This window comes from Ulvibacterium sp. (assembly GCF_965248315.1).
GTDB lineage: Bacteria > Bacteroidota > Bacteroidia > Flavobacteriales > Flavobacteriaceae > Ulvibacterium.
In genome coordinates this window covers 1,879,767-1,904,371 of sequence record NZ_CBDFIX010000002.1, presented here as the reverse complement: position 1 = coordinate 1,904,371, position 24,605 = coordinate 1,879,767, and the positions used below count along the sequence as shown (strand labels likewise).

At 42.2% G+C, this 24,605-nt stretch carries 35 protein-coding genes; 4 read left to right on the top strand and 31 right to left on the bottom strand.

The window, feature by feature from the left end; genetic code table 11:
* Positions 1-23: 23 nt before the first annotated feature.
* The 31 genes from ACP2AF_RS09745 to rpsL form a co-directional block, all read right to left on the bottom strand.
* On the bottom strand, positions 24-1,016 hold the full coding sequence (locus ACP2AF_RS09745) for a DNA-directed RNA polymerase subunit alpha (protein ID WP_120712463.1): 993 nt from the start codon (positions 1,014-1,016) through the stop codon (positions 24-26).
* Positions 1,017-1,034: 18 nt separating this feature from the next.
* On the bottom strand, positions 1,035-1,640 hold the full coding sequence (gene rpsD, locus ACP2AF_RS09740) for a 30S ribosomal protein S4 (RefSeq protein WP_425235965.1): 606 nt from the start codon (positions 1,638-1,640) through the stop codon (positions 1,035-1,037).
* An 87-nt stretch (positions 1,641-1,727) separates the two neighbouring features.
* Complete coding sequence (gene rpsK / locus ACP2AF_RS09735; RefSeq protein ID WP_120712461.1) at positions 1,728-2,120, bottom strand: 30S ribosomal protein S11; 393 nt, start codon at positions 2,118-2,120, stop codon at positions 1,728-1,730.
* Between the two features lie 47 nt (positions 2,121-2,167).
* Entirely contained in the window at positions 2,168-2,542 is a 375-nt protein-coding gene (rpsM, locus tag ACP2AF_RS09730) for a 30S ribosomal protein S13 (RefSeq protein WP_425235964.1), read from the bottom strand.
* A gap of 2 nt (positions 2,543-2,544) precedes the next feature.
* Positions 2,545-2,661: a type B 50S ribosomal protein L36 gene (gene ykgO / locus ACP2AF_RS09725; RefSeq protein WP_013621733.1), complete on the bottom strand. Its 117-nt coding sequence runs from the start codon at positions 2,659-2,661 to the stop codon at positions 2,545-2,547.
* A 9-nt stretch (positions 2,662-2,670) separates the two neighbouring features.
* On the bottom strand, positions 2,671-2,886 hold the full coding sequence (infA, locus tag ACP2AF_RS09720; protein ID WP_015753973.1) for a translation initiation factor IF-1: 216 nt from the start codon (positions 2,884-2,886) through the stop codon (positions 2,671-2,673).
* A 3-nt stretch (positions 2,887-2,889) separates the two neighbouring features.
* The gene (secY, locus tag ACP2AF_RS09715; protein WP_425235963.1) at positions 2,890-4,233 is read right to left on the bottom strand and encodes a preprotein translocase subunit SecY; all 1,344 of its coding nucleotides are present in this window, start codon (positions 4,231-4,233) and stop codon (positions 2,890-2,892) included.
* A gap of 11 nt (positions 4,234-4,244) precedes the next feature.
* Complete coding sequence (gene rplO / locus ACP2AF_RS09710; protein ID WP_425235962.1) at positions 4,245-4,697, bottom strand: 50S ribosomal protein L15; 453 nt, start codon at positions 4,695-4,697, stop codon at positions 4,245-4,247.
* Positions 4,698-4,708: 11 nt separating this feature from the next.
* Positions 4,709-4,888, bottom strand: a complete 180-nt coding sequence (gene rpmD, locus ACP2AF_RS09705) for a 50S ribosomal protein L30 (protein ID WP_120712457.1) — start codon at positions 4,886-4,888, stop codon at positions 4,709-4,711.
* Positions 4,889-4,900: 12 nt separating this feature from the next.
* Entirely contained in the window at positions 4,901-5,425 is a 525-nt protein-coding gene (gene rpsE, locus ACP2AF_RS09700) for a 30S ribosomal protein S5 (protein WP_120712456.1), read from the bottom strand.
* 8 nt (positions 5,426-5,433) lie between these two features.
* Entirely contained in the window at positions 5,434-5,790 is a 357-nt protein-coding gene (gene rplR / locus ACP2AF_RS09695; protein WP_120712455.1) for a 50S ribosomal protein L18, read from the bottom strand.
* Positions 5,791-5,801: 11 nt separating this feature from the next.
* Positions 5,802-6,344: a 50S ribosomal protein L6 gene (gene rplF, locus ACP2AF_RS09690; protein ID WP_425235961.1), complete on the bottom strand. Its 543-nt coding sequence runs from the start codon at positions 6,342-6,344 to the stop codon at positions 5,802-5,804.
* Positions 6,345-6,367: 23 nt separating this feature from the next.
* The gene (rpsH, locus tag ACP2AF_RS09685; protein ID WP_425235960.1) at positions 6,368-6,766 is read right to left on the bottom strand and encodes a 30S ribosomal protein S8; all 399 of its coding nucleotides are present in this window, start codon (positions 6,764-6,766) and stop codon (positions 6,368-6,370) included.
* A gap of 43 nt (positions 6,767-6,809) precedes the next feature.
* Entirely contained in the window at positions 6,810-7,079 is a 270-nt protein-coding gene (gene rpsN / locus ACP2AF_RS09680; protein ID WP_013993870.1) for a 30S ribosomal protein S14, read from the bottom strand.
* A gap of 1 nt (position 7,080) precedes the next feature.
* Positions 7,081-7,632: a 50S ribosomal protein L5 gene (gene rplE, locus ACP2AF_RS09675; protein WP_425235959.1), complete on the bottom strand. Its 552-nt coding sequence runs from the start codon at positions 7,630-7,632 to the stop codon at positions 7,081-7,083.
* A gap of 2 nt (positions 7,633-7,634) precedes the next feature.
* Positions 7,635-7,949: a 50S ribosomal protein L24 gene (gene rplX / locus ACP2AF_RS09670; protein ID WP_120712451.1), complete on the bottom strand. Its 315-nt coding sequence runs from the start codon at positions 7,947-7,949 to the stop codon at positions 7,635-7,637.
* Between the two features lie 13 nt (positions 7,950-7,962).
* The gene (gene rplN / locus ACP2AF_RS09665) at positions 7,963-8,331 is read right to left on the bottom strand and encodes a 50S ribosomal protein L14 (RefSeq protein WP_120712450.1); all 369 of its coding nucleotides are present in this window, start codon (positions 8,329-8,331) and stop codon (positions 7,963-7,965) included.
* 2 nt (positions 8,332-8,333) lie between these two features.
* Positions 8,334-8,591 (bottom strand): 30S ribosomal protein S17, encoded by a 258-nt coding sequence (rpsQ, locus tag ACP2AF_RS09660; RefSeq protein WP_120712449.1) that lies wholly within the window; start codon positions 8,589-8,591, stop codon positions 8,334-8,336.
* Between the two features lie 13 nt (positions 8,592-8,604).
* The gene (gene rpmC, locus ACP2AF_RS09655) at positions 8,605-8,796 is read right to left on the bottom strand and encodes a 50S ribosomal protein L29 (protein WP_425235958.1); all 192 of its coding nucleotides are present in this window, start codon (positions 8,794-8,796) and stop codon (positions 8,605-8,607) included.
* 12 nt (positions 8,797-8,808) lie between these two features.
* On the bottom strand, positions 8,809-9,234 hold the full coding sequence (gene rplP / locus ACP2AF_RS09650; protein WP_425235957.1) for a 50S ribosomal protein L16: 426 nt from the start codon (positions 9,232-9,234) through the stop codon (positions 8,809-8,811).
* 19 nt (positions 9,235-9,253) lie between these two features.
* Positions 9,254-9,970, bottom strand: coding sequence for a 30S ribosomal protein S3 (gene rpsC, locus ACP2AF_RS09645; protein ID WP_425235956.1), 717 nt, complete (start codon positions 9,968-9,970; stop codon positions 9,254-9,256).
* A 1-nt stretch (position 9,971) separates the two neighbouring features.
* Positions 9,972-10,379 carry a 50S ribosomal protein L22 gene (gene rplV, locus ACP2AF_RS09640; protein ID WP_425235955.1) on the bottom strand — a complete coding sequence of 136 codons (408 nt, stop codon included), beginning with the start codon at positions 10,377-10,379 and terminating at the stop codon, positions 9,972-9,974.
* Between the two features lie 3 nt (positions 10,380-10,382).
* Entirely contained in the window at positions 10,383-10,661 is a 279-nt protein-coding gene (gene rpsS / locus ACP2AF_RS09635; RefSeq protein WP_120712444.1) for a 30S ribosomal protein S19, read from the bottom strand.
* Positions 10,662-10,679: 18 nt separating this feature from the next.
* A complete protein-coding gene (gene rplB, locus ACP2AF_RS09630) occupies positions 10,680-11,504 on the bottom strand; it encodes a 50S ribosomal protein L2 (RefSeq protein WP_425235954.1) in 825 nt (274 codons plus the stop codon).
* 9 nt (positions 11,505-11,513) lie between these two features.
* Entirely contained in the window at positions 11,514-11,804 is a 291-nt protein-coding gene (gene rplW / locus ACP2AF_RS09625; RefSeq protein WP_120712442.1) for a 50S ribosomal protein L23, read from the bottom strand.
* Positions 11,805-11,811: 7 nt separating this feature from the next.
* Positions 11,812-12,441 carry a 50S ribosomal protein L4 gene (rplD, locus tag ACP2AF_RS09620; RefSeq protein WP_425235953.1) on the bottom strand — a complete coding sequence of 210 codons (630 nt, stop codon included), beginning with the start codon at positions 12,439-12,441 and terminating at the stop codon, positions 11,812-11,814.
* Positions 12,441-13,058, bottom strand: coding sequence for a 50S ribosomal protein L3 (rplC, locus tag ACP2AF_RS09615; RefSeq protein WP_425235952.1), 618 nt, complete (start codon positions 13,056-13,058; stop codon positions 12,441-12,443). The genes rplD and rplC overlap by 1 nt, the downstream gene beginning before the upstream one ends.
* A gap of 297 nt (positions 13,059-13,355) precedes the next feature.
* Positions 13,356-13,661: a 30S ribosomal protein S10 gene (rpsJ, locus tag ACP2AF_RS09610; RefSeq protein ID WP_007094989.1), complete on the bottom strand. Its 306-nt coding sequence runs from the start codon at positions 13,659-13,661 to the stop codon at positions 13,356-13,358.
* A gap of 10 nt (positions 13,662-13,671) precedes the next feature.
* Positions 13,672-15,801, bottom strand: a complete 2,130-nt coding sequence (fusA, locus tag ACP2AF_RS09605; protein ID WP_425235951.1) for an elongation factor G — start codon at positions 15,799-15,801, stop codon at positions 13,672-13,674.
* A 6-nt stretch (positions 15,802-15,807) separates the two neighbouring features.
* Positions 15,808-16,284: a 30S ribosomal protein S7 gene (gene rpsG / locus ACP2AF_RS09600; RefSeq protein WP_425235950.1), complete on the bottom strand. Its 477-nt coding sequence runs from the start codon at positions 16,282-16,284 to the stop codon at positions 15,808-15,810.
* A gap of 78 nt (positions 16,285-16,362) precedes the next feature.
* Positions 16,363-16,737: a 30S ribosomal protein S12 gene (gene rpsL / locus ACP2AF_RS09595; protein WP_013305196.1), complete on the bottom strand. Its 375-nt coding sequence runs from the start codon at positions 16,735-16,737 to the stop codon at positions 16,363-16,365.
* A gap of 868 nt (positions 16,738-17,605) precedes the next feature.
* On the opposite strand from rpsL, the gene ACP2AF_RS09590 reads away from it, so the two are divergent.
* The 4 genes from ACP2AF_RS09590 (at position 17,606) to ACP2AF_RS09575 (ending at position 24,462) form a co-directional block, all read left to right on the top strand.
* Positions 17,606-20,860, top strand: a complete 3,255-nt coding sequence (locus ACP2AF_RS09590) for a SusC/RagA family TonB-linked outer membrane protein (protein WP_425235949.1) — start codon at positions 17,606-17,608, stop codon at positions 20,858-20,860.
* A 12-nt stretch (positions 20,861-20,872) separates the two neighbouring features.
* A complete protein-coding gene (locus ACP2AF_RS09585) occupies positions 20,873-22,603 on the top strand; it encodes a SusD/RagB family nutrient-binding outer membrane lipoprotein (protein ID WP_425235948.1) in 1,731 nt (576 codons plus the stop codon).
* A 31-nt stretch (positions 22,604-22,634) separates the two neighbouring features.
* Positions 22,635-23,435, top strand: a complete 801-nt coding sequence (locus tag ACP2AF_RS09580) for a hypothetical protein (protein WP_425235947.1) — start codon at positions 22,635-22,637, stop codon at positions 23,433-23,435.
* A 280-nt stretch (positions 23,436-23,715) separates the two neighbouring features.
* Positions 23,716-24,462 (top strand): hypothetical protein, encoded by a 747-nt coding sequence (locus ACP2AF_RS09575; RefSeq protein WP_425235946.1) that lies wholly within the window; start codon positions 23,716-23,718, stop codon positions 24,460-24,462.
* Positions 24,463-24,605 lie beyond the last annotated feature (143 nt).

Below are 24,605 nucleotides of genomic sequence, written 5' to 3'. Positions count from 1 at the left end.
TCCCTTCCAACAGAAGCAAATTATTAATCTTTGTCCAACTTATATTTTGAAAGGTCCATTCCAAAACTTAGACCTTTGTTGATAACCAATTCCTCTAACTCGGTGAGGGACTTTTTACCAAAATTCCTAAACTTCATCAAGTCATTCTTGTTAAAGGATACCAAATCCCCAAGTGTATCTACCTCGGCAGCTTTCAAACAGTTCAAGGCGCGTACGGAAAGATCCATATCTACCAATTTTGTCTTAAGCAATTGCCTCATATGCAAGGATTCCTCATCATAGGTTTCCGTTTGTGCAATTTCATCCGCCTCCAAAGTAATCCGCTCATCGGAGAACAACATGAAGTGATGTATAAGGACCTTGGCTCCCTCGGTCAACGCGTCCTTTGGATGAATGGAACCATCTGTTTCAATCTCGAACACCAATTTTTCATAATCGGTCTTCTGCTCCACACGAAAATTCTCAATGCTGTATTTTACGTTCTTTATTGGGGTGAAGATAGAATCTACCGCAATAGTTCCTAGGGGTGTCCCAGACTTCTTGTTTTCCTCGGCAGGTACATAGCCCCTTCCCTTATCAATGGTGATTTCCATATTGATGCTTACTTTGGCATCCATATTGCAAATAACCAAATCCGGATTCAGCACTTGATATCCTGAGATAAACTTTTGGAAATCACCTGCGGTCATTTGCTCTTTACCACTTACGGATATGGAAACGGTTTCCGCTTCGGAATCCTCAATTTGCTTTTTAAACCGAACCTGTTTTAGGTTCAGTATAATCTCCGTAACATCCTCTACAACACCCGGAATTACGGAAAATTCATGTTCTACCTTATCGATCCTTACCGATGTGATGGCGTGTCCTTCCAAGGAAGAAAGCAATACCCTTCTTAATGCGTTCCCAACAGTTAATCCATAACCAGGCTCCAAAGGGCGAAATTCGAATTTGCCCTCGAAGTCTGAGGAATCGATCATTATTACTTTATCGGGTTTCTGAAAATTAAATAATGCCATAATTGGATCAGTGTTGATTTATTTTGAGTATAACTCGACTATTAATTGTTCCTTGATATTCTCAGGAATCTGCAAACGTTCAGGGGTAGAAACAAAAGTACCTTCCTTCTTCTCAGTATTCCATGTAATCCATTCGTATACACTGCTATTGGAAGCCAATGCATCCTGTATGGTTTGCAGGGACTTGGATTTTTCCCTTACACCAACTATATCCCCAGGTCGTAATGAGTATGACGGTATATTAACCAACTCTCCGTTTACGGTTATGTGTCTATGGGAAACCAATTGCCTTGCCCCTCTTCTGGATGTGGAAATACCCATTCTGTATACCACATTATCCAAGCGGGATTCGCACAATTGCAATAGTACTTCGCCGGTAACGCCTTCCTTACGTTTTGCCTTGGCAAAAAGATTACGAAACTGCTTTTCCAAAATACCATAGGTATATTTGGCTTTTTGCTTCTCCATTAGCTGGATGGCATATTCCGATTTTTTTCCGCGACGTCTGTTTTGTCCATGTTGTCCCGGAGGGTAATTTTTTTTCTCAAAAGACTTGTCGTCTCCAAAAATCGCTTCTCCGAACTTTCGGGCGATCTTACTTTTTGGTCCTGTGTATCTTGCCATTTTCCTATAGTTTGAAGTGCGATTATGAATTAAGGCTTATCCTTCGATAATCATTAGGTACACTCCTATGAAATATTTATGTGTTGTTTAAACTCTTCTTCTTTTGGGAGGTCTACATCCGTTGTGGGGCATAGGGGTAACATCAATGATTTCGGTTACCTCAATGCCGGAATTATGAATAGTTCGTATTGCCGATTCCCTACCGTTGCCAGGTCCCTTAACATAGACTTTAACCTTTCTAAGGCCTGCCTCATGAGCAATTTTTGCACAATCCTCGGCGGCTACCTGTGCGGCATATGGTGTATTTTTCTTGGAACCCCTGAAACCCAACTTGCCTGCAGAGGACCATGAGATGACATCACCCTTTTTATTGGTCAATGAAATTATGATGTTGTTAAAAGAGGCGGTAATATGGGCCTCTCCCACCGAGTCCACAATAACCTTGCGTTTTTTTGCCGCCTTTGTACTTGCCTTTGCCATTTTCTTTTCGTGTTTAGTATTAAGCTGCTATACTTGATACCAATTTGTTATTTCGTTGCCTTTTTCTTGTTGGCAACAGTTTTTCTTTTTCCTTTACGGGTCCTGGAATTGTTCTTTGTCCTTTGCCCTCTTAAAGGTAATCCTGATCTATGGCGAATGCCCCTATAGCATCCAATATCCATTAAACGTTTAATGTTCAATTGGGTCTCTGAACGCAGTTCGCCTTCTATGGTATAGGATGATACAGCTTCCCGAATACGACCAATTTCGTCATCGTTCCAGTCAGATACTTTGGTATCCTCGCTTACTTGGGCCTTTTCCAAAATTTCCTGGGCCCTACTTTTTCCAATACCAAAAATATAGGTTAGGGCTATTACACCTCTTTTTTGTTTTGGTATATCTATACCTGCAATTCTTGCCATAACTATCCTTGTCTTTGTTTAAATCTAGGATTCTTTTTGTTGATTACGTACAATCGCCCCTTTCTCCGAACGATTTTGCACTCGGCACTCCTTTTTTTTATCGATGCTCTTACTTTCATGTCTCCTTCTTAATATCTATATGTAATTCTAGCTTTGGTAAGGTCATAAGGACTCATCTCCAACTTCACCTTGTCCCCTGGAAGTAGTTTTATATAATGCATGCGCATTTTTCCGGAGATATGGGCGGTAACTACATGACCATTTTCCAATTCTACCCGAAACATCGCATTGGACAATGCCTCTATGATGCTACCATCTTGTTCTATAGGTGCTTGCTTGGCCATAAACTATGCTACTTTTCTATTTTTTCCGGTTTTCATTAATCCATCATAATGTCTGTTCAGCAAATAAGCGTTTACTTGTTGAACCGTATCAATGGCTACCCCTACCATAATTAACAGGGAGGTGCCGCCATAAAACAGTGCCCATCCTGCCTGCACATCCATAAGCTTTACCACAATTGCTGGTAGAACCGCCAGTAAGGCCAGGAATATTGAGCCTGGGAGTGTTATCAAGGACATGATTTTATCTAAAAAATCGGCCGTTTCCTTACCGGGTCGTATCCCGGGAATGAAACCTCCACTTCTTTTAAGATCATCGGCCATTTTATTGGTAGGCACTGTAATCGCCGTATAGAAAAACGTAAATATTACGATAAGTACCCCGAATAAAATATTATATGCCAAACCAAATATATCACTGAACTGTACCTCCATCCATTGTCCAAAGGCTGTTTCATTAAATGTTTTTCCCAACAATCCCGGGGCAAACATTATTGCTTGGGCAAAAATAATCGGCATAACCCCGGATGCATTTAGTTTTAATGGGATATATTGTCTTGAACCCATTACATTCTTTTCATATCCTCCTGATGCGGATCTCCTCGCATATTGAACCGGAATACGCCTTGTGGCCATTACCAAGAGTACACTGGCCAGAATAACAAGAAACCATAGAATAACCTCGATCAAAATAAACATTAAGCCTCCGGTGTTATTCGTAGTCCTAGAGAAAAACTCCTGTACAAATGATTGGGGCATGGTTGCAATAATCCCGATCATTATCAACAAGGAAATTCCATTTCCGATACCCTTGTCCGTAATTTTTTCACCCAACCACATCGCAAAGACGCATCCTGTTACCAAAATAATTACAGCAGGAATCATGAAGTTTAGGCCTTTCCCCAAAAGGAATGCACTGTCCCTAACCCCAAAAGCTTCCAATCCATATAAATATGCCGGTGCCTGTACGATACAGATGCCTATGGTCAACCATCTTGTAATCTGGTTTTTGGTCTTTCTACCACTTTCGCCCTCCTTATCCAGTTTTTGAAGATAGGGTATGGCTATCCCCATTAATTGAACCACAATAGATGCCGAAATGTAGGGCATAATCCCCAATGCAAAAATCGATGCATTAGCAAATGCCCCTCCCGTAAAGGCGTTCAACAAACCAAAAATACCTTGATCCGTGCTGGAAGCCAATTCGGCAAGTTGTGATGAATCAATACCTGGAAGAACAATTTGGCAACCAAAACGGTACACCAAAAGAAGACCCAAGGTAATCAAGATACGATTCCTTAGCTCTTCGATTTTCCAAATATTGGATATGGTTTCAAAAAATTTCTTCATAGTATTCTTCCTTATAAACTTATTGCCTCTCCACCTGCAGCCTCTATCGCCGCCTTGGCACTAGCAGTAAATTTATGAACGGAAACTTTAAGGGAGGCTTTTAACTCACCACCCCCAAGGATTTTGACCAAATCATTTTTACGGGCCAATCTATTTTCAATCAAAGTATCAATAGTAACCGTATCCTTTATTACTTTCTTATCGACCAATTCCTGTAAAGTATCCAGATTTATGCCCTTGTATTCCTTCCTATTGATATTGGTAAAGCCAAACTTGGGAACACGTCTTTGCAACGGCATTTGTCCTCCTTCAAAACCAATTTTCTTGGAGTATCCGGACCTTGATTTTGCACCTTTGTGACCTCTGGTAGCTGTACCTCCCTTTCCGGAGCCTTGGCCCCTTCCTACTCTTTTCCCTTCCTTGTGGACAGCACCTTTGGCTGGTTTTAGACTACTTAAATTCATGATCTTTTATGTTAAGCTCCTTCGGTGGAAACCAAATGTTTTACTTTGTTTATCATGCCCAGGATATTAGGTGTGTCCTCATGCTCCACTACCTGACCTATTTTTCGTAGACCAAGCGCCTTTAAAGTCCTTTTTTGATTTTGTGGTCGCTTGATGCTACTCCTAACCTGTTTTACTTTAATTTTTGCCATTGTCCTTACCTGTTATCCTTTAAACACTTTTTCCAAGGAAATACCTCTTTGCCTTGCAACTGTCCTAGCGTCCCTAAGTTGTAATAAAGCATCAAAAGTTGCCTTTACCACGTTATGTGGATTGGACGATCCTTGGGATTTTGACAATACGTCCTGTACACCTACGGATTCCAACACCGCCCTTACGGCTCCACCTGCAATTACCCCGGTACCATGGGATGCCGGCTGTATATAAACCCGCGCGCCGCCATATTTTCCTTTTTGCTCATGCGGAAGTGTACCTTTATTCAAAGGAATACGGATTAGGTTCTTCTTGGCATCTTCAATGGCTTTGGCAATGGCCGTTGCCACTTCCTTGGACTTACCCAAACCATGTCCCACAACACCATTTTCATCACCAACAACAACTATTGCGGAAAAGCCAAAGGCCCTTCCACCCTTGGTTACCTTGGTTACCCTTTGGACGCCGACCAATCTATCCTTTAATTCTAAGCCCCCAGGCTTAACGGTCTCAACGTTTTTGTATTTCTGGTACATACCTAAATTTAAAATTTTAGTCCTGCTTCCCTGGCACCTTCGGCCAAAGCTTTTACCCTTCCATGATAGAGGTTTCCACCTCTATCGAAGGCAACTTTTTCAATACCCGCTTTAGAACACTTTTCAGCAATGGCCTTACCCACCAACGTAGCTACTTCCTTTTTAGTTCCTTTTGCCTTGGCCAAATCCTTATCTCTGGAAGAAGCCGCAGCTAAGGTTTCACCTTTCCTATCGTCTATGACTTGAACGTAAATTTCGCTATTACTTCTAAAGACGGATAACCGGGGTCTTTCGGCAGTTCCGGAGGATACCTTGCGTATTCTCTTTCTTATCCTATATTTTCTTTCAATCTTTGATAATGCCATTACTTGTATTATTAAGCTGATTTACCTGCTTTTCTTCTTAATTGCTCACCAACAAATTTGATGCCCTTCCCTTTGTAAGGTTCCGGCTTACGGAAAGATCTGATTTTGGCCGCTATCTGTCCCACCAATTGCTTATCATGGGAGGTTAATTTTATAATCGGATTCTTTCCTTTTTCGGATGTTGTCTCTATTTTAACTTCAGGCGCCAAATCCATAACGATATTGTGGGAGAATCCCAAGGCAAGATCTAACTTCTGTCCCTGATTGGATGCTCTATATCCCACGCCCACTAGCTCCAATTCTTTGGTCCATCCTTTGGAAACACCTTCTACCATATTGTTGACAAGGGCCCGATACAAACCATGTTTGGCTTTGTGTTCCTTGGAGTCCGAAGGTCTGGCAACCAATACCTGGCCGTCCTCAATTTTTATGGATACTCCGGAATATTCCTGTGTCAACTCTCCAAGTTTACCCTTTACCGTAACCACATTGTCACTTACCTCTACGGTCACTCCTTCAGGAATTGCTACCGGGTTATTACCTATTCTAGACATCTTTATACTTCTTTTCTATACTATTAATAAACGTAGCACAAAACTTCTCCCCCAACGTTGTCATTTTTGGCCTGCTTGCTTGTCATTACCCCATGTGAGGTAGATACTATGGCAATTCCCAAACCATTAAGGACGCGAGGTAAATCTTCGGAACCCGCATATTTCCTTAATCCGGGCTTACTTACGCGTTTAATTTTCTTGATGACCGGCTCCTTGGTCACCTTATCATACTTGAGGGCTATCTTAATTGTGCCTTGTACTTCATTGTCCTCAAACTTATAACTTAAAATATACCCTTGATCAAAGAGTATCTTGGTTATTTCCTTTTTGAGGTTGGAGGCGGGTATTTCAACTACGCGGTGCCCTGCTCTACTGGCGTTCCTAACCCTTGTTAAATAATCTGCTATAGTATCTGTAACCATTTCTCTTTATTAAGAATATCTGTACTCAGAATTATATAATAATCTACCAACTGGCTTTTTTAACTCCTGGAATCAATCCTTTGTTGGCCATCTCCCTGAACATTACCCTGGAAATCCCAAAAGTACGCATATACCCTTTGGGTCTTCCCGTTAACTTGCAACGATTGTGCATACGCACTGGGGAGGCGTTTCTTGGCAACTTCTGCAAAGCTTCATAGTCTCCAGCTTCTTTTAAGGCTTTGCGCTTTTCAGCATATTTAGCTACCGTTCTTGCTCTTTTCCTTTCACGGGCCTTCATTGATTCTTTAGCCATACTAGTTCTTTTTAAAGGGTAATCCCAATTCCGTTAACAATGATTTTGCTTCCTTATCTGTATCTGCGGAGGTAACAAAGGTGATGTCCATCCCATTGATTCTATTAATCTTGTCAATATTGATTTCCGGAAAAATAATTTGTTCCGTTACACCTAAGTTATAATTGCCCCGTCCATCAAAACCGGTGGCCCTAATACCTTGAAAATCCCTTACCCTGGGCAAAGCCGTAGTAACGAGTCTATCCAAAAATTCATACATACGCTCACCACGAAGTGTAACCTTCGCACCGATCGGCATTCCTTTTCGCAACTTAAAGGCAGCTACGTCTTTTTTAGATATTGTGGCAACCGCCTTTTGGCCGGTAATGATACCAAGTTCCTCAACGGCATGGTCGATCAACTTTTTATCCGCAACGGCGGCACCGACTCCTCTACTAACTACGATTTTCTTCAACTTCGGGACTTCCATCACATTCTTATAACCGAATTCCTGCTTCAAAGCATCGATGATTCGCTCGCTGTATTCTTTCTTTAACCTTGCTACGTAAGCCATAACTAAATTACTTCATTCGATTTTTTGGAAACCCGTACTTTCTTTCCATCCCTAATCTCAAATCCGACTCTAGTCGTTTCTCCCGACTTTGCATCGATCAATGACAGATTGGAAATATGAATAGGCGCTTCCTTTTTGACAATACCTCCCTGCGGGTTTTTGGCACTAGGCTTTTCATGTTTGGAAACCATATTGGCACCTTCCACGATTGCCTTGTTCTTCTTAATATCCACACTTAAAATCTTGCCTTCGGTTCCTTTGTGGTCACCGGCAACAATCCGTACGGTATCTCCTGTCCTTATTTTTAACTTTCTCATCTCCAATACAATATTATAGTACCTCAGGCGCCAAGGATACAATTTTCATGAATTGTTTTTCCCGAAGCTCCCTGGCCACTGGTCCAAAAACCCGGGTTCCTCTCATTTCTCCTGTTGGATTCAACAATACACAGGCATTGTCATCAAAACGTATGTAAGAGCCATCCGGTCTTCTTACCTCCTTTTTCGTTCTTACCACAACGGCAGTGGAAACAGCTCCCTTCTTTATTCCTCCGTTGGGAGTGGCTTCCTTAACGGTAACTACTATTTTGTCTCCAATAGAAGCATATCTTCTCTTTGTTCCACCGAGTACCCTAATGGTCAAAACTTCCTTTGCCCCTGTGTTGTCAGCTACCTTTAGCCTAGATTCTTGCTGTAACATAATTATTTAGCTCTTTCCAAAATTTCTACTAACCTCCAACATTTGGTCTTACTCAAAGGACGGGTCTCCATAATCTTTACGGTATCTCCAATATTGCAGTCGTTCTTCTCGTCGTGTGCAACATACTTCTTCGTTTTTAAAACGAACTTACCATACATGGGATGCTTAACCCTTTTGACTTCCGCTACCACAATGGATTTCTCCATCCGGTCACTTGTCACGACCCCTATTCTCTCTTTTCTTAAGTTTCTTTTTTCCATAAAGCAGAACCAATTATTGGTTTTCCCTATTAGTTAATTCCGTTGCCAATCTTGCTACAGTTCTCCTGACCTTTCGTATCTGAAGTGGATTTTCCAATGGTGTCACAAAATGGGCCATTTTTAAATCGGCATGTTGCTTTTTATACTCGGCAAGTTTTTCCGTAAGCTCCTCGACCGACATTTGTTTTATCTCTTGTTTTTTCATATCACCTTACGATTAATCCTTATGCTCATAATCCCGTGCAACAACAAATTTTGTTCTGACCGGCAGCTTTTGTGCCGCCAAACGCAACGCTTCCTTGGCTATATCCATAGGCACACCTGCAACCTCGAAAAGAACCCTTCCAGGCTTAACGATAGCCACAAAATATTCCGGTGCTCCCTTACCTTTACCCATACGTACTTCCAAAGGTTTTTTGGTGATAGGTTTGTCCGGGAAAATCTTTATCCACAATTGTCCTTCCCTTTTCATATATCGGGTGGCCGCAATACGGGCTGCCTCAATCTGTCTGGATGTTATAAACTTTGAATCCAAGGTCTTTATACCGAACATACCATTTGAAAGTTGATGCCCTCTTCCGGCATTGCCTTTCATACGGCCTTTCTGCATTTTACGATACTTGGTTCTCTTTGGCTGTAACATTTTCTACTTCTTTAAAAAATTACTTTCTACGGCGTGGTTTCCTTCCTCCATCTTGTTTGCCACCTTTTCCTTGGCCCTTGGACATGCCGACCAATGGGGAAAGCTCCCGCTTGCCATAGACCTCGCCCTTCATGATCCATACTTTAATACCTAACCTTCCGTACGTGGTATGGGCTTCCTGCATGGCATAATCAATATCCGCCCTAAAAGTGGATAATGGAATCCGCCCGTCCTTGTAAGACTCTGACCGCGCCATTTCCGCCCCGTTCAAACGTCCTGATATCTGTACTTTTATCCCTTCCGCATTCATACGTATTGCCGCGGCAATAGCCATTTTTATGGCTCGTCTGAACGATATTCTACTTTCAATCTGACGGGCAATACTGGCAGCGACCAAATTGGCATCCAACTCCGGTCTTTTAATTTCATAGATATTGATCTGGACCTCTTTATTGGTAATCTTCTTAAGTTCTTCCTTCAATTTATCTACTTCCTGTCCACCCTTACCAATTATAATACCAGGTCTGGCCGTAGTGATGGTTACGGTAATCAATTTTAGCGTACGCTCAATAATTACCCGGGATACGCTGGCCTTGGAAAGACGCGCATGGATATACTTCCGTATTTTTTCGTCCTCGGCCAATTTTTCGCCATAATCATTTCCTCCATACCAGTTGGATTCCCAACCCCTGATAATTCCTAGACGATTCCCTATCGGATTTGTTTTTTGTCCCATCCTAACTTTCCATATTATTATTAGATCCCAAAACCAATGTTACATGATTGGATCGTTTTCTTATTCTGTGTGCCCTTCCTTGAGGGGCCGGACGTAATCGCTTTAACATACCGGCACTATCTACTCGGATTTCCTTAATAAAAAGCTCGGCATCCTCAACGTTAGCCTCTTCATTCTTAGCTTCCCAATTAGCCAACGCCGAAAGCAACAACTTCTCCAATCTACGGGAGGCTTCCTTAGGGTTGAACCTCAGAATCGCCAGCGCCCTTTCAACACCCTCTCCACGAATCAAATCCGCCACCAAGCGCATCTTACGTGGTGAGGTGGGGCAATTATTGAGCTTGGCAAATGCCATTTGTTTCTTTTCAGCCTTTAATCTTTCGGCCATCTGTCTTTTTCGAACTCCCATAGCTTACTTTTTACCTTTGTTCTTTGCACCTGCATGACCCCTAAAAGATCTAGTAGGTGAAAATTCCCCCAGCTTATGGCCCACCATATTTTCGGTGATATAGACCGGCACAAACTGTCGTCCGTTGTGAACCGCAATGGTTAAGCCAACAAAATCCGGTGTTATCATAGAGGCCCTGGACCACGTCTTGATGACGCTCTTCTTTCCAGAAGCTGCATTCTGCTGAATCTTTTTCTCTAAACTATAATGAACGTAAGGTCCTTTCTTTAATGAGCGTGCCATTTATTCTTCTTTCTAATTTTACTTCTTTCTACGTTCTATTATGTATCGGTTGGTATCCTTGGTCTTGGAACGGGTTCTATATCCTTTGGCCGGGATTCCATTCTTGGATCTAGGATGACCTCCGGAGGCTCTTCCTTCTCCACCACCCATTGGGTGATCTACAGGGTTCATGGCAACAGGTCGTGTTCTAGGTCTTTTGCCTAGCCATCTACTTCTACCTGCCTTACCGGATACGATTAACTGATGATCCGAATTGGACACTGCACCAATGGTAGCCAAACAGCCAGAAAGTACTAATCTGGTCTCTCCTGAGGGTAGTTTAACGGTGGCGTATTTACCCTCCCTTGCCATTAATTGGGCAAAAGTACCGGCACTCCTTGCCATTACAGCTCCTTGTCCAGGTCGCAACTCAATACATGAAATGATTGTTCCTAAAGGGATTTCACTCAAGGGCAATGCATTACCGATTTCCGGCGCTACACCTTTCCCAGATGAAATTTTCTGGTCGACTTGAAGACCATTTTGCGCTATTACATAGCGTTTTTCACCATCAGAATACTCCAAAAGTGCTATAAAGGCTGTCCTATTGGGGTCATATTGGATAGATTTCACCGTAGCGGCGACATCTTGTTTGTCCCTTTTAAAATCAATAATCCTGTACCTTCTTTTGTGCCCACCGCCCCGATGGCGAATGGTCATTTTTCCTTGACTGTTTCTACCTCCCGACTTTTTTAACGGAGTAAGCAAGCTTTTCTCCGGCTTATCAGCAGTAAGCGTGTCAAATCCGTTTACTACTCTAAAACGCTGTCCGGGAGTTATCGGTTTTAATTTTCTAACTGACATTCCGTGTCTTTATAGATTACTGTAAAAATCGATGATATCTCCATCCGCTACATCCACAATTGCCTTTTTTAAGGCATTTGTTTTACCATGCTGTACTCCTGTCTTGGTGTATCTGGATTTTCTGGTCGGGCCATAGTTCATGGTCCGAACCTTTTTGACCGAAACTCCATAAGTGGCCTCAACAGCATCTTTGATCTGCAACTTGTTCGCTTTGGGATCAACAAAGAAACCATAACGGTTATACAACTCGCTATCAGCGGTCATCTTTTCGGTTATTATAGGTTTTATCAACACACTCATGGTCATCTTATTTATTTAGGTTGGTCTCAAGCCCTTCCAAAGCACCTTCCAACAACACAATATTATTGGCGTTTAAAATTTTGTAAGTGCTTAATTCTGAGCTAGTTAAAACCTCTGAACCCTTCAAATTACGCGAAGACAAATATACGCTATTATTTGAATGGCCCAACACAAACAAAGATTTTTTGTTTTCCAGCCCTAAAGACTTCAAAACTTGAATGAAATCCTTGGTCTTTGGTGTCTCAAAATCAAAATCCTCAACAACCAAAATTGCCTTGTCCTTTGACTTCATGCTCAAGGCCGATTTACGGGCCAAACGCTTTACATTTTTGTTTAGTTTTTGGGAATAATCCTTTGGCCTCGGTCCAAAAATACGTCCTCCTCCTCTAAAAATTGGAGACTTAATACTACCGGCCCTGGCAGTTCCTGTACCTTTCTGTTTTTTTATTTTTCGGGTACTTCCAACTATCTCACCACGCTCCTTGGCCTTATGGGTACCCTGCCTTTGATGCGCCATAAATTGCTTTACGTCCAAATACACCGCATGTTTGTTGGGCTCTATTCCAAAGACTGCATCAGAAAGGTCTGCCTTTCTACCAGTGTCTTTTCCTTTGATATCTAAAACTGCTACCTTCATTACTTCTCAATAGTTACGTATGCATTTTTATGACCGGGAACACATCCCTTAACAACAATAAGGTTTTTCTCAGGTACTACTTTTAGAACCCTTAAATTCTGAACGGTAACCCGATCTCCACCCATTCTACCGGCCATGCGCATTCCCTTAAAAACTCTTGAGGGCGTGGATGCCGCACCGATAGATCCTGGAGCCCTTAGCCTATTATGCTGTCCATGTGTAGATTGACCAACCCCACCAAAACCATGTCTTTTGACTACGCCTTGAAAACCCTTCCCTTTTGAAGTGCCCACTACATCAACAAACTCTCCTTCTACAAAAACATCGACACCAACGGTGTCTCCCAATTTAAATTCACCTTCAAAATCGCGGAATTCAATGACCTTCTTTTTAGGAGATGCGCCTGCTTTCTTAAAATGGCCGGATTCGGCCTTGTTTGCACGCTTTTCTGCCTTGTCATCGAAACCGAGTTGAAGGGCACTATACCCGTCTACCTCTTCGGTTCTGACTTGGGTAACTACACATGGGCCGGCTTCGATAACGGTACATGGAATGTTTTTTCCATTTTCGTCAAAGATGCTGGTCATGCCTACTTTTTTTCCTATTAACCCAGACATATTGATTTAGATTTTGGATTTTTAATTTTCAAGCCGAAAATCAATCATCCGTTATTATTAAACTACGTATTACTGTTCCTTACTTTCCAAAAAAATAGGGTCAAAAATTATTCAACCCTGAATTAATTTTTTTCCGTTTTTCCTTCGCTCGCGGCTCTGGACATGTCATTCCCGAAATCGTTTCAGGATTTGTTTTTACTTTCTACTAATTCCAAAACAGACACTTCGTCTTCGCTCAGTGTTTGTTCGGCTAATAGTTTTTAAGAGCAGCTTTCAGCTCATAAAAACCAAGTCTCACTAAACCTTAATTTCTACCTCAACCCCGCTAGGAAGCTCCAACTTCATCAACGCATCAATCGTTTTGGAAGAGGAACTATAAATATCAAGGAGTCGTTTGTACGAGCTCAATTGAAACTGTTCCCGGGATTTTTTATTTACGTGCGGTGAACGTAATACCGTAAATATTTTTTTATGCGTTGGCAAAGGAATGGGGCCTGTAACCACAGCGCCGGTAGTCTTTACCGTTTTTACGATTTTTTCAGCGGACTTATCCACCAAGTTGTGATCGTACGATTTTAATTTTATTCTGATTTTTTGACTCATCTTACTAGAATTAAGCGGTTACACCTTTGGCTGCCTTTATTACTTCTTCAGCGATATTGGATGGTGTTTCCGCATAGTGCGAAAATTCCATTGTGGAAGTAGCCCTACCGGATGACAACGTACGCAAAGCAGTAACGTAACCGAACATTTCAGAAAGCGGAACCTCAGCCTTTATTACTTTGGAACCTGCCCTATCATCCATATTGTTTACTTGCCCTCTTCTCCTATTAAGGTCTCCAACGATATCACCCATATTTTCTTCCGGGGTCAACGCCTCCAATTTCATAATAGGCTCCATTAGAACGGCGCGTGCCTTTTTAGCCGCTTCCTTATAGCCTAATTTAGCTGCCAATTCAAAAGATAATGAATCCGAATCTACAGGGTGGAAAGAACCATCCTTCAGCACTATCCTCATACTATCCATCTCAAAACCGGCCAAAGGTCCATTTTTCATGGCCTCCTTAAATCCTTTTTCCACAGACGGAATATACTCACGGGGAATATTACCTCCCTTAATTTCGTTAACAAATTCCAATCCTGCCTTGGTCTCGTCACTTGCGGGCTCCATGGTGAAGACGATATCCGCAAATTTACCGCGTCCACCGGTCTGCTTCTTGTATACTTCCCGATGCTCGGCGGAGGCTGTCAAAGCTTCCTTATATTCTACCTGAGGTTGTCCCTGGTTTACTTCAACCTTGAATTCCCTCCTTAGACGATCTACAATAATATCCAAATGAAGTTCTCCCATTCCGGAAATGATGGTTTGGCCAGAAGCTTCATCAGTCTTTACCTGAAAGGTTGGATCTTCCTCAGCGAGTTTTGCCAATGACATTCCCAACTTATCAACATCTGCTTTTGTCTTGGGCTCAACTGCGATACCGATTACGGGATCGGGAAAGTTCATACTTTCCAAAACAATAGGATGTTTTTCATCGGAAAGGGTATCTCCAGTCTTTATGTCTTTAAATCCTACCGCAGCTCCAATATCACCAGCACCTATTGATGCAACGGCATTCTGTTTATTGGAATGCATTTGGTATATCCTAGAAATCCTTTCTTTATTTCCGGAACGATTGTTCAAAACATAGGATCCGGCATCCAATTTCCCGGAATATGCCCTAAAGAAAGCCAAACGACCAACAAAAGGATCCGTGGCAATTTTAAATGCCAATGCCGAAAAAGGCTCCTTTAAATCTGGTTTTCTAGCAATTTCTTCTCCTGTATCGGGATTAGTGCCTACTATAGCATCCTTATCCAAAGGCGAAGGCAAATATCTACATACAGCGTCCAGTAAGAATTGAACACCTTTGTTCTTAAAGGAGGAACCGCATATCATGGGGATTATACTCATATCCATAACCGCTGCCCTAAGTGCCGTGTGAACCTCTTCTTCCGTTATGGAATCCTCATCCTCAAAGAATTTTTCCATAAGGTTCTCGTCATATTCCGCAACCGCCTCTATAAGCGCCGCTCTATGCTCATGGACTTCTTCTTCCATTTCCGCAGGGATGTCTACCACATCAAAAGTAGCTCCCATATCATGTTCATGCCAGACAATAGCACGGTTCTTTACCAAATCCACTATACCCTTAAAATCAGCTTCATCCCCAATAGGAAGTACAATAGGGACGGCATTGGACTTCAACATTTCCCTAACCTGCTTACACACATTAAGGAAGTTAGAGCCCTGTCTATCCATTTTGTTTACAAAGCCCATCCGTGGAACTTTGTAGTTATCGGCAAGCCTCCAGTTAGTTTCTGATTGTGGCTCAACTCCGTCCACGGCACTAAACAAAAAAACAAGCCCGTCCAGAACACGTAGGGACCGATTCACCTCAACAGTAAAATCAACGTGACCCGGGGTATCTATAATATTAAAATGGTAGGGTTTTGTAATATCTGTAATCTCACCGTTCTTCATTGGGAAATTCCAAGTACATGTAGTAGCCGCTGATGTAATGGTAATACCGCGCTCCTGCTCCTGCTCCATCCAGTCCATGGTAGCTGCACCATCATGCACCTCCCCTATTTTATGACTTACTCCTGTATAAAACAGGATACGTTCGGTAGTAGTGGTTTTACCGGCATCTATATGCGCCGCAATACCAATATTCCTTGTATATTTTAAATCTCTTGCCATTTTTGATTAAAATCTAAAGTGGGAAAATGCTTTGTTTGCTTCTGCCATCTTATGGGTGTCTACCCGTTTCTTTACAGCAGCTCCTTCTTCCTTGGCCGCTGCCAATATTTCTGCCGCCAGTTTTTGTGACATTCCCTTTTCATTTCGCTTTCTTGCATAGCTTATCAACCACTTCATGGCAGTAGAAATCTTCCTGTCCGGACGAATTTGCATAGGAATTTGAAAAGTTGCACCGCCAACACGCCTGCTTCTAACCTCAACATGGGGCATTACATTGGAAAGGGCATCTTTCCAAAGATCTAAAGCGGTCTTTTCTTCATCTGTTTTCTTTTCCTCAACGATATCCATGGCACCATAGAATACATGGAAGGCAACGGACTTTTTTCCGTCCCACATCATCATATTCACAAAACGGGTAACCAATTGATCGTTAAACCGGGGATCCGGTAAGAGGGGTCTTTTTTTTGCCTGTTTTTTTCTCATTACTGCTTTCTTAAAAGTTTAAGGTTCCAAATGAAGTTGTGCACAAAACGGCCCAACCATTGAACATAAACCGTTAATTTACTTTTTGGGTCTTTTTGCTCCGTATTTAGATCTACGTTGGGTTCTGCCTGCCACACCGGCTGTGTCCAGGGCGCCCCTCACGATATGATACCTAACTCCCGGCAAATCCTTTACCCTTCCGCCTCTTACCAATACTATCGAGTGCTCTTGGAGGTTGTGTCCTTCCCCCGGAATGTAAGCGTTAACTTCCTTCCCATTGGTCAACCTTACCCTTGCAACCTTTCGCATTGCAGAATTTGGTTTCTTAGGAGTGGTCGTATATACCCGTGTACATACACCTCTTCTTTGTGGACACGAATCCAAAGCAGCCGATTTACTCTTCTTGGTAATTGTGGCCCTTCCTTTTCGTACTAATTGTGAAATTGTTGGCATTACTTATAATATGTATATAATATAACCCTTGTTTAAGGGCTGGCAAATGTAGTGATATTTTCCAAAAATTCAAACGGTAAAAAATTTATTTTTCATCCATTTATTTAAGGGTCCCCAAGGCTGCCCAACATTGCCGACCATAGGAACGAAATCCTGTATAAAAATATAGCCTCCCTGGCCCCTGTATAAGAACCAGATAAATTGATCAAGCAAAACTGTTACATTCATTAATTCATCGGAGCAGCTCCCGTAAATCTTTTGACCTGTCGAAATTATTATGGAAGATTATTTAATAAAGTATACGCATATTGCGGCAACTCTTCTTCTAGATCTCAGGATTTAGATTTGGACATGCTGGATGTCCATAGATGTTTGTTATTCAGTTTCCGGCAAAACTCATTTAATTGAACCAAATCAAATAATATATTCCATAATGAACGGATGAAACAAAAAACGCTGCTGGGTAGAGTATTTTGATTCAATTCTTATTAATAAAAATGTTGCTTGCCGATCGGATTATGTCATATCTCCAAAATCCATTTGATATATCATTTTTGATTTCGCATTTTTTCAATTAAAAAATTACGGAAATGATATTTTAAGAATTTTTCTGAGGCCCCAAACCGATTTTTGCGTACTTGTTAAAAATTTAACTTTTTTTTGTAGGTATTCTCTTTATTGCCTTTTTAATAATGTTGCATATATAATCTAGGTACGTACATATGTGATATTTTACTAGAATTTACTTTCAATTTTCCATTTTTTAACAAACGAAAAAGTTATGCACGCATAACTTTAAGATAAAAAAAGTTGGATTATTAACATGAATTTATGACTTTTGCCGGTAGCTAATTCAAATAATTAAAAAATGAGAACAAAACTTAATGGAATTTTAACGCTATTTCTGGCGTTAATTGTGCAGCTATCTTTTGCACAGGAAAAAGCGGTTTCAGGTACCGTGACAGACCAAGACGGTCTTCCTTTGCCTGGTACTTCCGTAGTGGTCAAAGGAACCACAACGGGTACTCAGACTGATTTTGATGGAAACTACACCCTTAACGCGGAAGAGGGCGCTGTTTTGGTTTTTTCCTATATTGGGCAAAGAACCCAAGAGATTACCGTAGGAAGTGCAAACACCATTGATGTACAAATGGTGGAAGACGCACAGGCTCTTGAAGAGGTTGTTGTTACGGCCCAGGGTATTCAAAGGGAAGAGCGATCTCTGGGATACGCTGTTACCACGGTAGACGAGGAGCAAGTAAGTTCCAGGCCAGAAGCCGATATAGGGCGGGTCCTTCAAGGAAAAGTGGCTGGTGTTAACATCACTGCCAACAACGGGCTTTCAGGTTCGGGAACCAACATTATTATTCGTGGTTTTAGTTCCGTTACCCAGTCCAACCAGCCTTTGTTCGTTGTAGATGGTATCCCTATCGATTCAGGGACCAATACACAAACTTCCTTTTTGGATGGGAACACGGAATCCAGCCGATTCTTGGATATCGATCCCAATACCATTGCTAGTGTGAGCGTTCTTAAAGGTCTAAGTGCTACGGTACTTTATGGTAACCGCGGACGAAACGGGGTAATCTTGATTACCACGAAAGGTGCAGCCACGGGCGAGGCCCCTTCCAAAACTGAAGTGAGCGTTACCCAGTCCGTATTCCTTTCCAATGCCATTTTGCCAAAATACCAGGATAACTACGGTGGTGGATTCCATCAAGGTTTTGGTTTCTTTTTTAGTAACTGGGGGCCACGTTTTGACCGTACCGATGATGACGGTATTGCTACAGCTGCGCAATATTCAAGCGATGGTCCTGGAGGTGTTGCCATTTTACGACATCCCCATAACTTTATAGCTGATCAGACGTTAGTCGCAGGTTTTGAAGATTTATTGGACGACCCTTATCCCTATCAACCTTATAATGGTGTTGAGGAGTTCTTTCGTACGGGCTATGTATCCAGCACCTCTGTAAATGTTAGGGGTGGAGGTGAAAAAGCAAGTTTCAATTTGAACTATGGACGTACCGAGGATATTGGTATTACTCCAGGGAACACACTTCTTAGAAACAACTTCAATTTAGGTGGTAATGCCAGATTATCCAATAAACTAACGGTAAGTGGTGTTTTCAATTTCATCCGGACCGGATTTAAATCTCCTCCAAATGCGGTAAGTACCGGTAGTGGTGCCGCCTTTAACGGAGGTGCGGTTTTCGGAGATCTTTTGTATACCCCACGTAGTGTGGATTTGACCAACTTGCCCTTCCAAGCGGCAGATGGTAGAAGCGTCTACTACCGTGGTGGAAACGATATTCAGAATCCATATTGGACCGTGGCTAATGTTAAGACATCCCAGGATACGGATCGTTTCATCGGTAATACTTCACTTACCTATGAAATTAATGATTGGATGAACCTTACCTATCGCTTAGGTTTGGATACATATAGTGAATTCAATTTTTATGGTCAGAATAAAGGAGGAGTAGACGGTCCGGCAATCGGCCTGTTACGTACCAACAGTGTTCGTAATACTATCTGGAACCATGACCTTATCCTATCCGCGGATAAAGATCTTTCTGAAAATCTTAACCTAAAGGCAATCGCTGGTTTAAATAGCAGAAGAGACGAATTTGAACAGGATGGTATTGAAAGTCAAGGTCAACTTGTTTTTGGAGTGTTAGAACACTTTAACTTTACCACCCCTTCTTCCCAAAATTCGTTGACAAGGGGAAGTAATAATCCAAACCTCAACCAGAACTTTGAAGAAAACTTGGTAGGTGCCTATTTGGATCTTACTCTAGGTTATAAAGATTGGTTATTCTTGAATGCGGTAGGACGGAATGACTGGTCTTCCACTTTGGAGCGGGAAAACAACTCCATTTTCTACCCTGGTGCAAGTATCTCTTTTGTACCTACTTCTGCATTTGAAGGTATCCAGGGCAACTTTTTGAACTATGCCAAACTCCGTTTGGGATACGGTTCATCCGCAGGTTTCCCTACCCCTTTTAACACACGAAGTGTATTGGGGCTAACCTCTAGAAGTCTTGTAGATTTAAATGGTAATGTTATCTCATCAAACTCCGTAGATAATACTTTGGGGAATGCCGATCTGAAACCGGAACGAATCCAGGAATATGAGGTTGGTCTTGATACCCGTTTGTTCAACCGACTAAATTTGAATGTTAGCCTCTTTGACAAGCGCACCACAGACTTGATTACGGATCGTACCTTGGATAGCTCCACAGGTTTTACGAGTACAACAGTGAACATTGGTGAGATTCAAGCGCAAGGGGTCGAAATCGATTTTGATCTTGCTATTTTGAAGGAGTTCGAAAATGGAATCGGCATTAATATCGCCGGTAACTGGACCACTATTGAGACTACGGTTACAGACCTAGCCGATGGCACGAACAATATCCTCTTGACCGATGCCATTAATGGTGAAGCAGCCAACTATGCCGTAGAAGGCAGACCATTTGGGGTGCTTCTCGGTAGTAACTTTGTTTTTGACGATAATGGAAATAGAGTGGTTAATGATGCGGGAAGATATTTGTTCGATCCAACTATTGGGGAAATCGGGGATCCTAATCCTGATTGGCAAACGGCACTTATTCCTACCATTACCTATAAGAATTTTACGTTGTCCGCTAACCTCCAATACCGCCATGGTGGGGATGTATACTCCGTAACTACATCGGCATTGATCGGTCGTGGGGTAGTTGATGACGATGTTCCAATTGATAGGGAAGCTAATTACATCCTTCCTGGTGTGAAAGCTGATGGCTCACCCAATGATACGGCTATCAGTGCAACTGAACTAGGTTTTAACACCTATTTTGGAGGGGATATCAATCCGCTCAGTATTTTTGATGGTTCCACAATTCGATTACAGGAAGCTTCTTTGGGTTATTCCCTGCCATCCAAAATGTTGGAAAAGACTCCTTTTGGTAGTCTTTCCTTTACCCTTTCGGGGCAGAACCTATGGTTTAAGGCCATCAATTTCCCCGATAACGTACGATATGATACCAACTCATCCAGTACGGGTGTAGGTAACGGTCAGGGGATTGACTTTTTTACAGGTCCCTCCGTAAGAAGATATGGTTTTACCGTAAGAGCTAGTTTCTAACAGAAAAAGAAAATGAAAAATATATATAGCATTATGAAAAACAGGATTAAAAATATGGGTCTGGCACTTGTAGCCATATCGGTATTGCTAATAAACGATGGATGTGAAACCACCGATTTAGGTGTGGTTCCTAGCCCTAACGAATTAAGTCCGGACCAGGCAGATGTAGATTTCTTCCTGAACAGTATCCAGCAATTGGTTGCTAAAGTACATTCCGGGACAGAAGGTCTTGCCGAAAACGGTACGGCCCAATTCGGTATGGAAGCAGTACGCATGCAACATTCTTTTGGGCCCACATATCGGGAGTCATATGAACCTGCTGATTTTGACCAAATATGGGATGATACGTATGCAGAGGCCTTAATCGATATTCGTACCATGACCCCAATTGCCCAAGAGGCCAGTCAGTTTACCCATATCGCCATTGCCCAAATTTTGGAGGCCTATCTGATTACGACCATGGTAGATATGTTCGGAGATGTACCTTATGCTGAAGCTGTTCGTGGTAACGAAGGAATCTTTAACCCGGCCGTTGATACGGGGGCATCTATTTATGCAGCGGCAGATCAGCTGTTACAGGATGCCATCGTTAATTTAAATAGGGACGAATTGGTATTGCCTACCAACGATCTTTATTATGGAGGTGATGAGTCTAAGTGGATTAAAGCGGCCAACACTATGCGATTACGACTCGCCGTTCAGTCCAGGTTGGTCAATCCCGCGGAGTCTACGGCCATTATTAACAGTTTGGTTGCCGGTGGCAATTTGATTCTGGATACAGCGGATGATCTGCAATTCCAATGGGGCACTAATTTAGCAGCCCCGGATAGCCGTCACCCTTATTTTGACTCTAACTATGACGGTCAAGGACCTAGTTCAGATTTTTACACCTGTAACTACTATATGAACCTAATGGCCAATCAATACGGTGAAGCTGATCCTAGGACCCGCTATTATTTTTACAGACAACAGGATGACTATTCGGGAGCGGATGTAATTACCAAAGAATGTGTTACGGAACCTGCCATTCCGGCTTGGTGGGCTGATTTTGATATCTATTGCCTAATCCCCGCAACAAATGGTTTAAATGGACTGTGGGGTAGAAACCATTTGGATGATGACGGTATTCCTCCCGATGACTCTTTCCGTACCTTACACGGTGTTTACCCGATTGGTGGTCCATTTGATGATGACTCCTTTAGGAATGTGGCTGGATCGACTGCGCAAAGTGAGGGACTTGCAGGTGGAGGCATCTCTCCTATCATATTGGCTAGCAACACGAACTTGATGTTGGCCGAGTCTGCTCTTGTATTGGGAACTACTGGTGACGACAGTGTTTATTTGGAAGAAGGAATGCGGCAGTCCATGAACAAGGTTGCAGCTTTTGGGGCGTCTTTGGCGGCCGGAACTGGCTTTGAGGCTACCCCGGACGCAATCAATGCCCACGTGGCTGAAGTCCTTGCCGCTTACGCTGCCGGGAACGACACCGATAAGTTGCGTATCATAGCCGAACAGGTATTTATAGCATCTTGGTGTAACGGTATGGAAGGCTATAACACCTACAGAAGAACTGGACAGCCTGATAATCTTACACCAGCTACCCGAGTTGCAGATCCTGGTACGTTCCTTAGAAGCATGTGGTACCCCCAGACTGCTTCGGACAATAATACCAATATAACACAGAAAGCCAATCCCGATACTCCAGTATTTTGGGATACCAACCCGGAAGGATTTGTAGACTGATTAAAAACAACTTTTTATAAAAATGAAAAAAATGAAAAGAATATTTATGTATATGATCGGGTTCTGCCTCCTTTCCGTGGGGTTTGTATCCTGTGAGGAAGACGAAAAAGACCCGATGCAGGTTCATTTGGATGAGGCCAACAAGGCACCTTATGTTAGGATCAAGACAAACGCGACCGTACTTGGCGCCAGTGAACTGCCAACTTCAAGTTTTGATGCCACCGTTTCCGCTTTGGAGAATAATGTGGCTTCTTGGGATGTAACGGTAACCCTTGAGCAAGGTGGTGACCCGGCAGCAGGGCCAGCAGCACTTACTTCGGTGAGCAGCTTCCCCTCTGATATTTCTATTTCCTATCCAGAAATTGCGAGCGCTTTAGGCTTGAGCGATGTTTCCGAAATTGTTGGGGGCAACGTACTGCGATTTTTGGGTACTGCCACCGGGACCAGTGGTCTTGTGGTGACTCAGGATAATTTTAGTGGGAGTATTCTTGGCCAAGCCGAGCAATTGCCAGCCTTTAACTTTATAGTTACAGTGGATTGTTCGCCGATAACCGACGTTAGCGTGGGCGGTACATGGAACATCGACATTTTTGATAGTTTCGGGGATGGCTGGGACGGTGCCTTTCTTACATTTACTGTAAACGGTGTGGATACCGATTTCACTATTGGTGGAGGTTCTGAAGGAAATTTTACTATTGATGTTCCCGCCGGTGCCGAGTTGTTTATCAGATATACTTCCGGTGCATTCGAAGAAGAGCATACTTTTACGCTTACCTCACCAGAAGGTCCTTACGGAGATTTTGGTCCTAATCCCTTGTTGTGCGTAAATTAAGATAAGGAAAAATAATTATTGGATAATATAAGCCATGGTTCCCAAATTTGGGAACCATGGCTTATTTAGTATGGACCTTAGTTACTCTCTCATATCGTAGTTTTGAATACCGCAATCCAGGCTTAGTTTCTTCAGTTTTTCCCAACAATCCACGGGCATCGCAGTTTTCTAATAATTTTGAAGGATTTCCTACAATTCCTATTGAATTATTTATTAAATTTAGAAGTATAGGGAAGGCATTTGAATTACCCTCCTCACTAACATTCCAAAAAAGATAATCATGACAAAGAAATTATTACTTTCCGCCATATTGGTGGCATATGGAATTCCCGTATTGGCCCAAGCTACCGCAAAAGGAGTCGCCGAAAACAATCTTAGAATGGCTAATTTTATACATGCTATGAGTACCAAAGAACAGGCCCTTGTTGCGGACCGGACATTGAATTTATCGGATATAGAAGGATCTATGTACTATGTGGAAGCTTTTATCCCTGGACAAATCTATTATTCGAATAAACCGTTCAAGACTATTCCTATGCGATATAATGCCTATACGGATGAGATTGAAATAAAGAGGGCAAATCAACAAGCGGCTGAGGCTCTTCTTAGGGATGCCAAGGTCTCCTGTGAGGTAAATGGAAATCGCTTTATTTATTCCGAATACCGCGATAAAAAAGGAAATTTAGATGATGGCTATTTGGTAAAAATATTTTCTGGGAATAAATACACACTCTACGAAAAAAAGTCTAAAGCCTTTAAGGAAGGGCAACAACCCAAGACCTCTTTACATCTTCCAACTCCGGATAAATTTGTAGACAGATCGGAATACTATTTCGCTGCAGATATGGAAACACCCCAATTTTTTCCTGACTCCAAGAAAAAACTCTCAACTGTTTTTGATGCAGACAGAATCGGGGTTTTAAAGACTTTTATTAAAAAGAACGATATCGATTTAAGCAAGAAGGAAGATCTGCAACGCCTGCTCATATATGCGGAAACTATTGCCCCTGAGGGCAAGGGGGTTTAGGACAACTTACTCTTTTGGCCAACAATTGATAGAGAAACTTATTACAAGATACAAGATTTTCTCTGCTTTCTAGAAAGGATTCAGGAGTTTTCTGTTGTTATGGTCTGAGAACTCCGCAGTGATGCTATGGTCGAAAAAAGAGA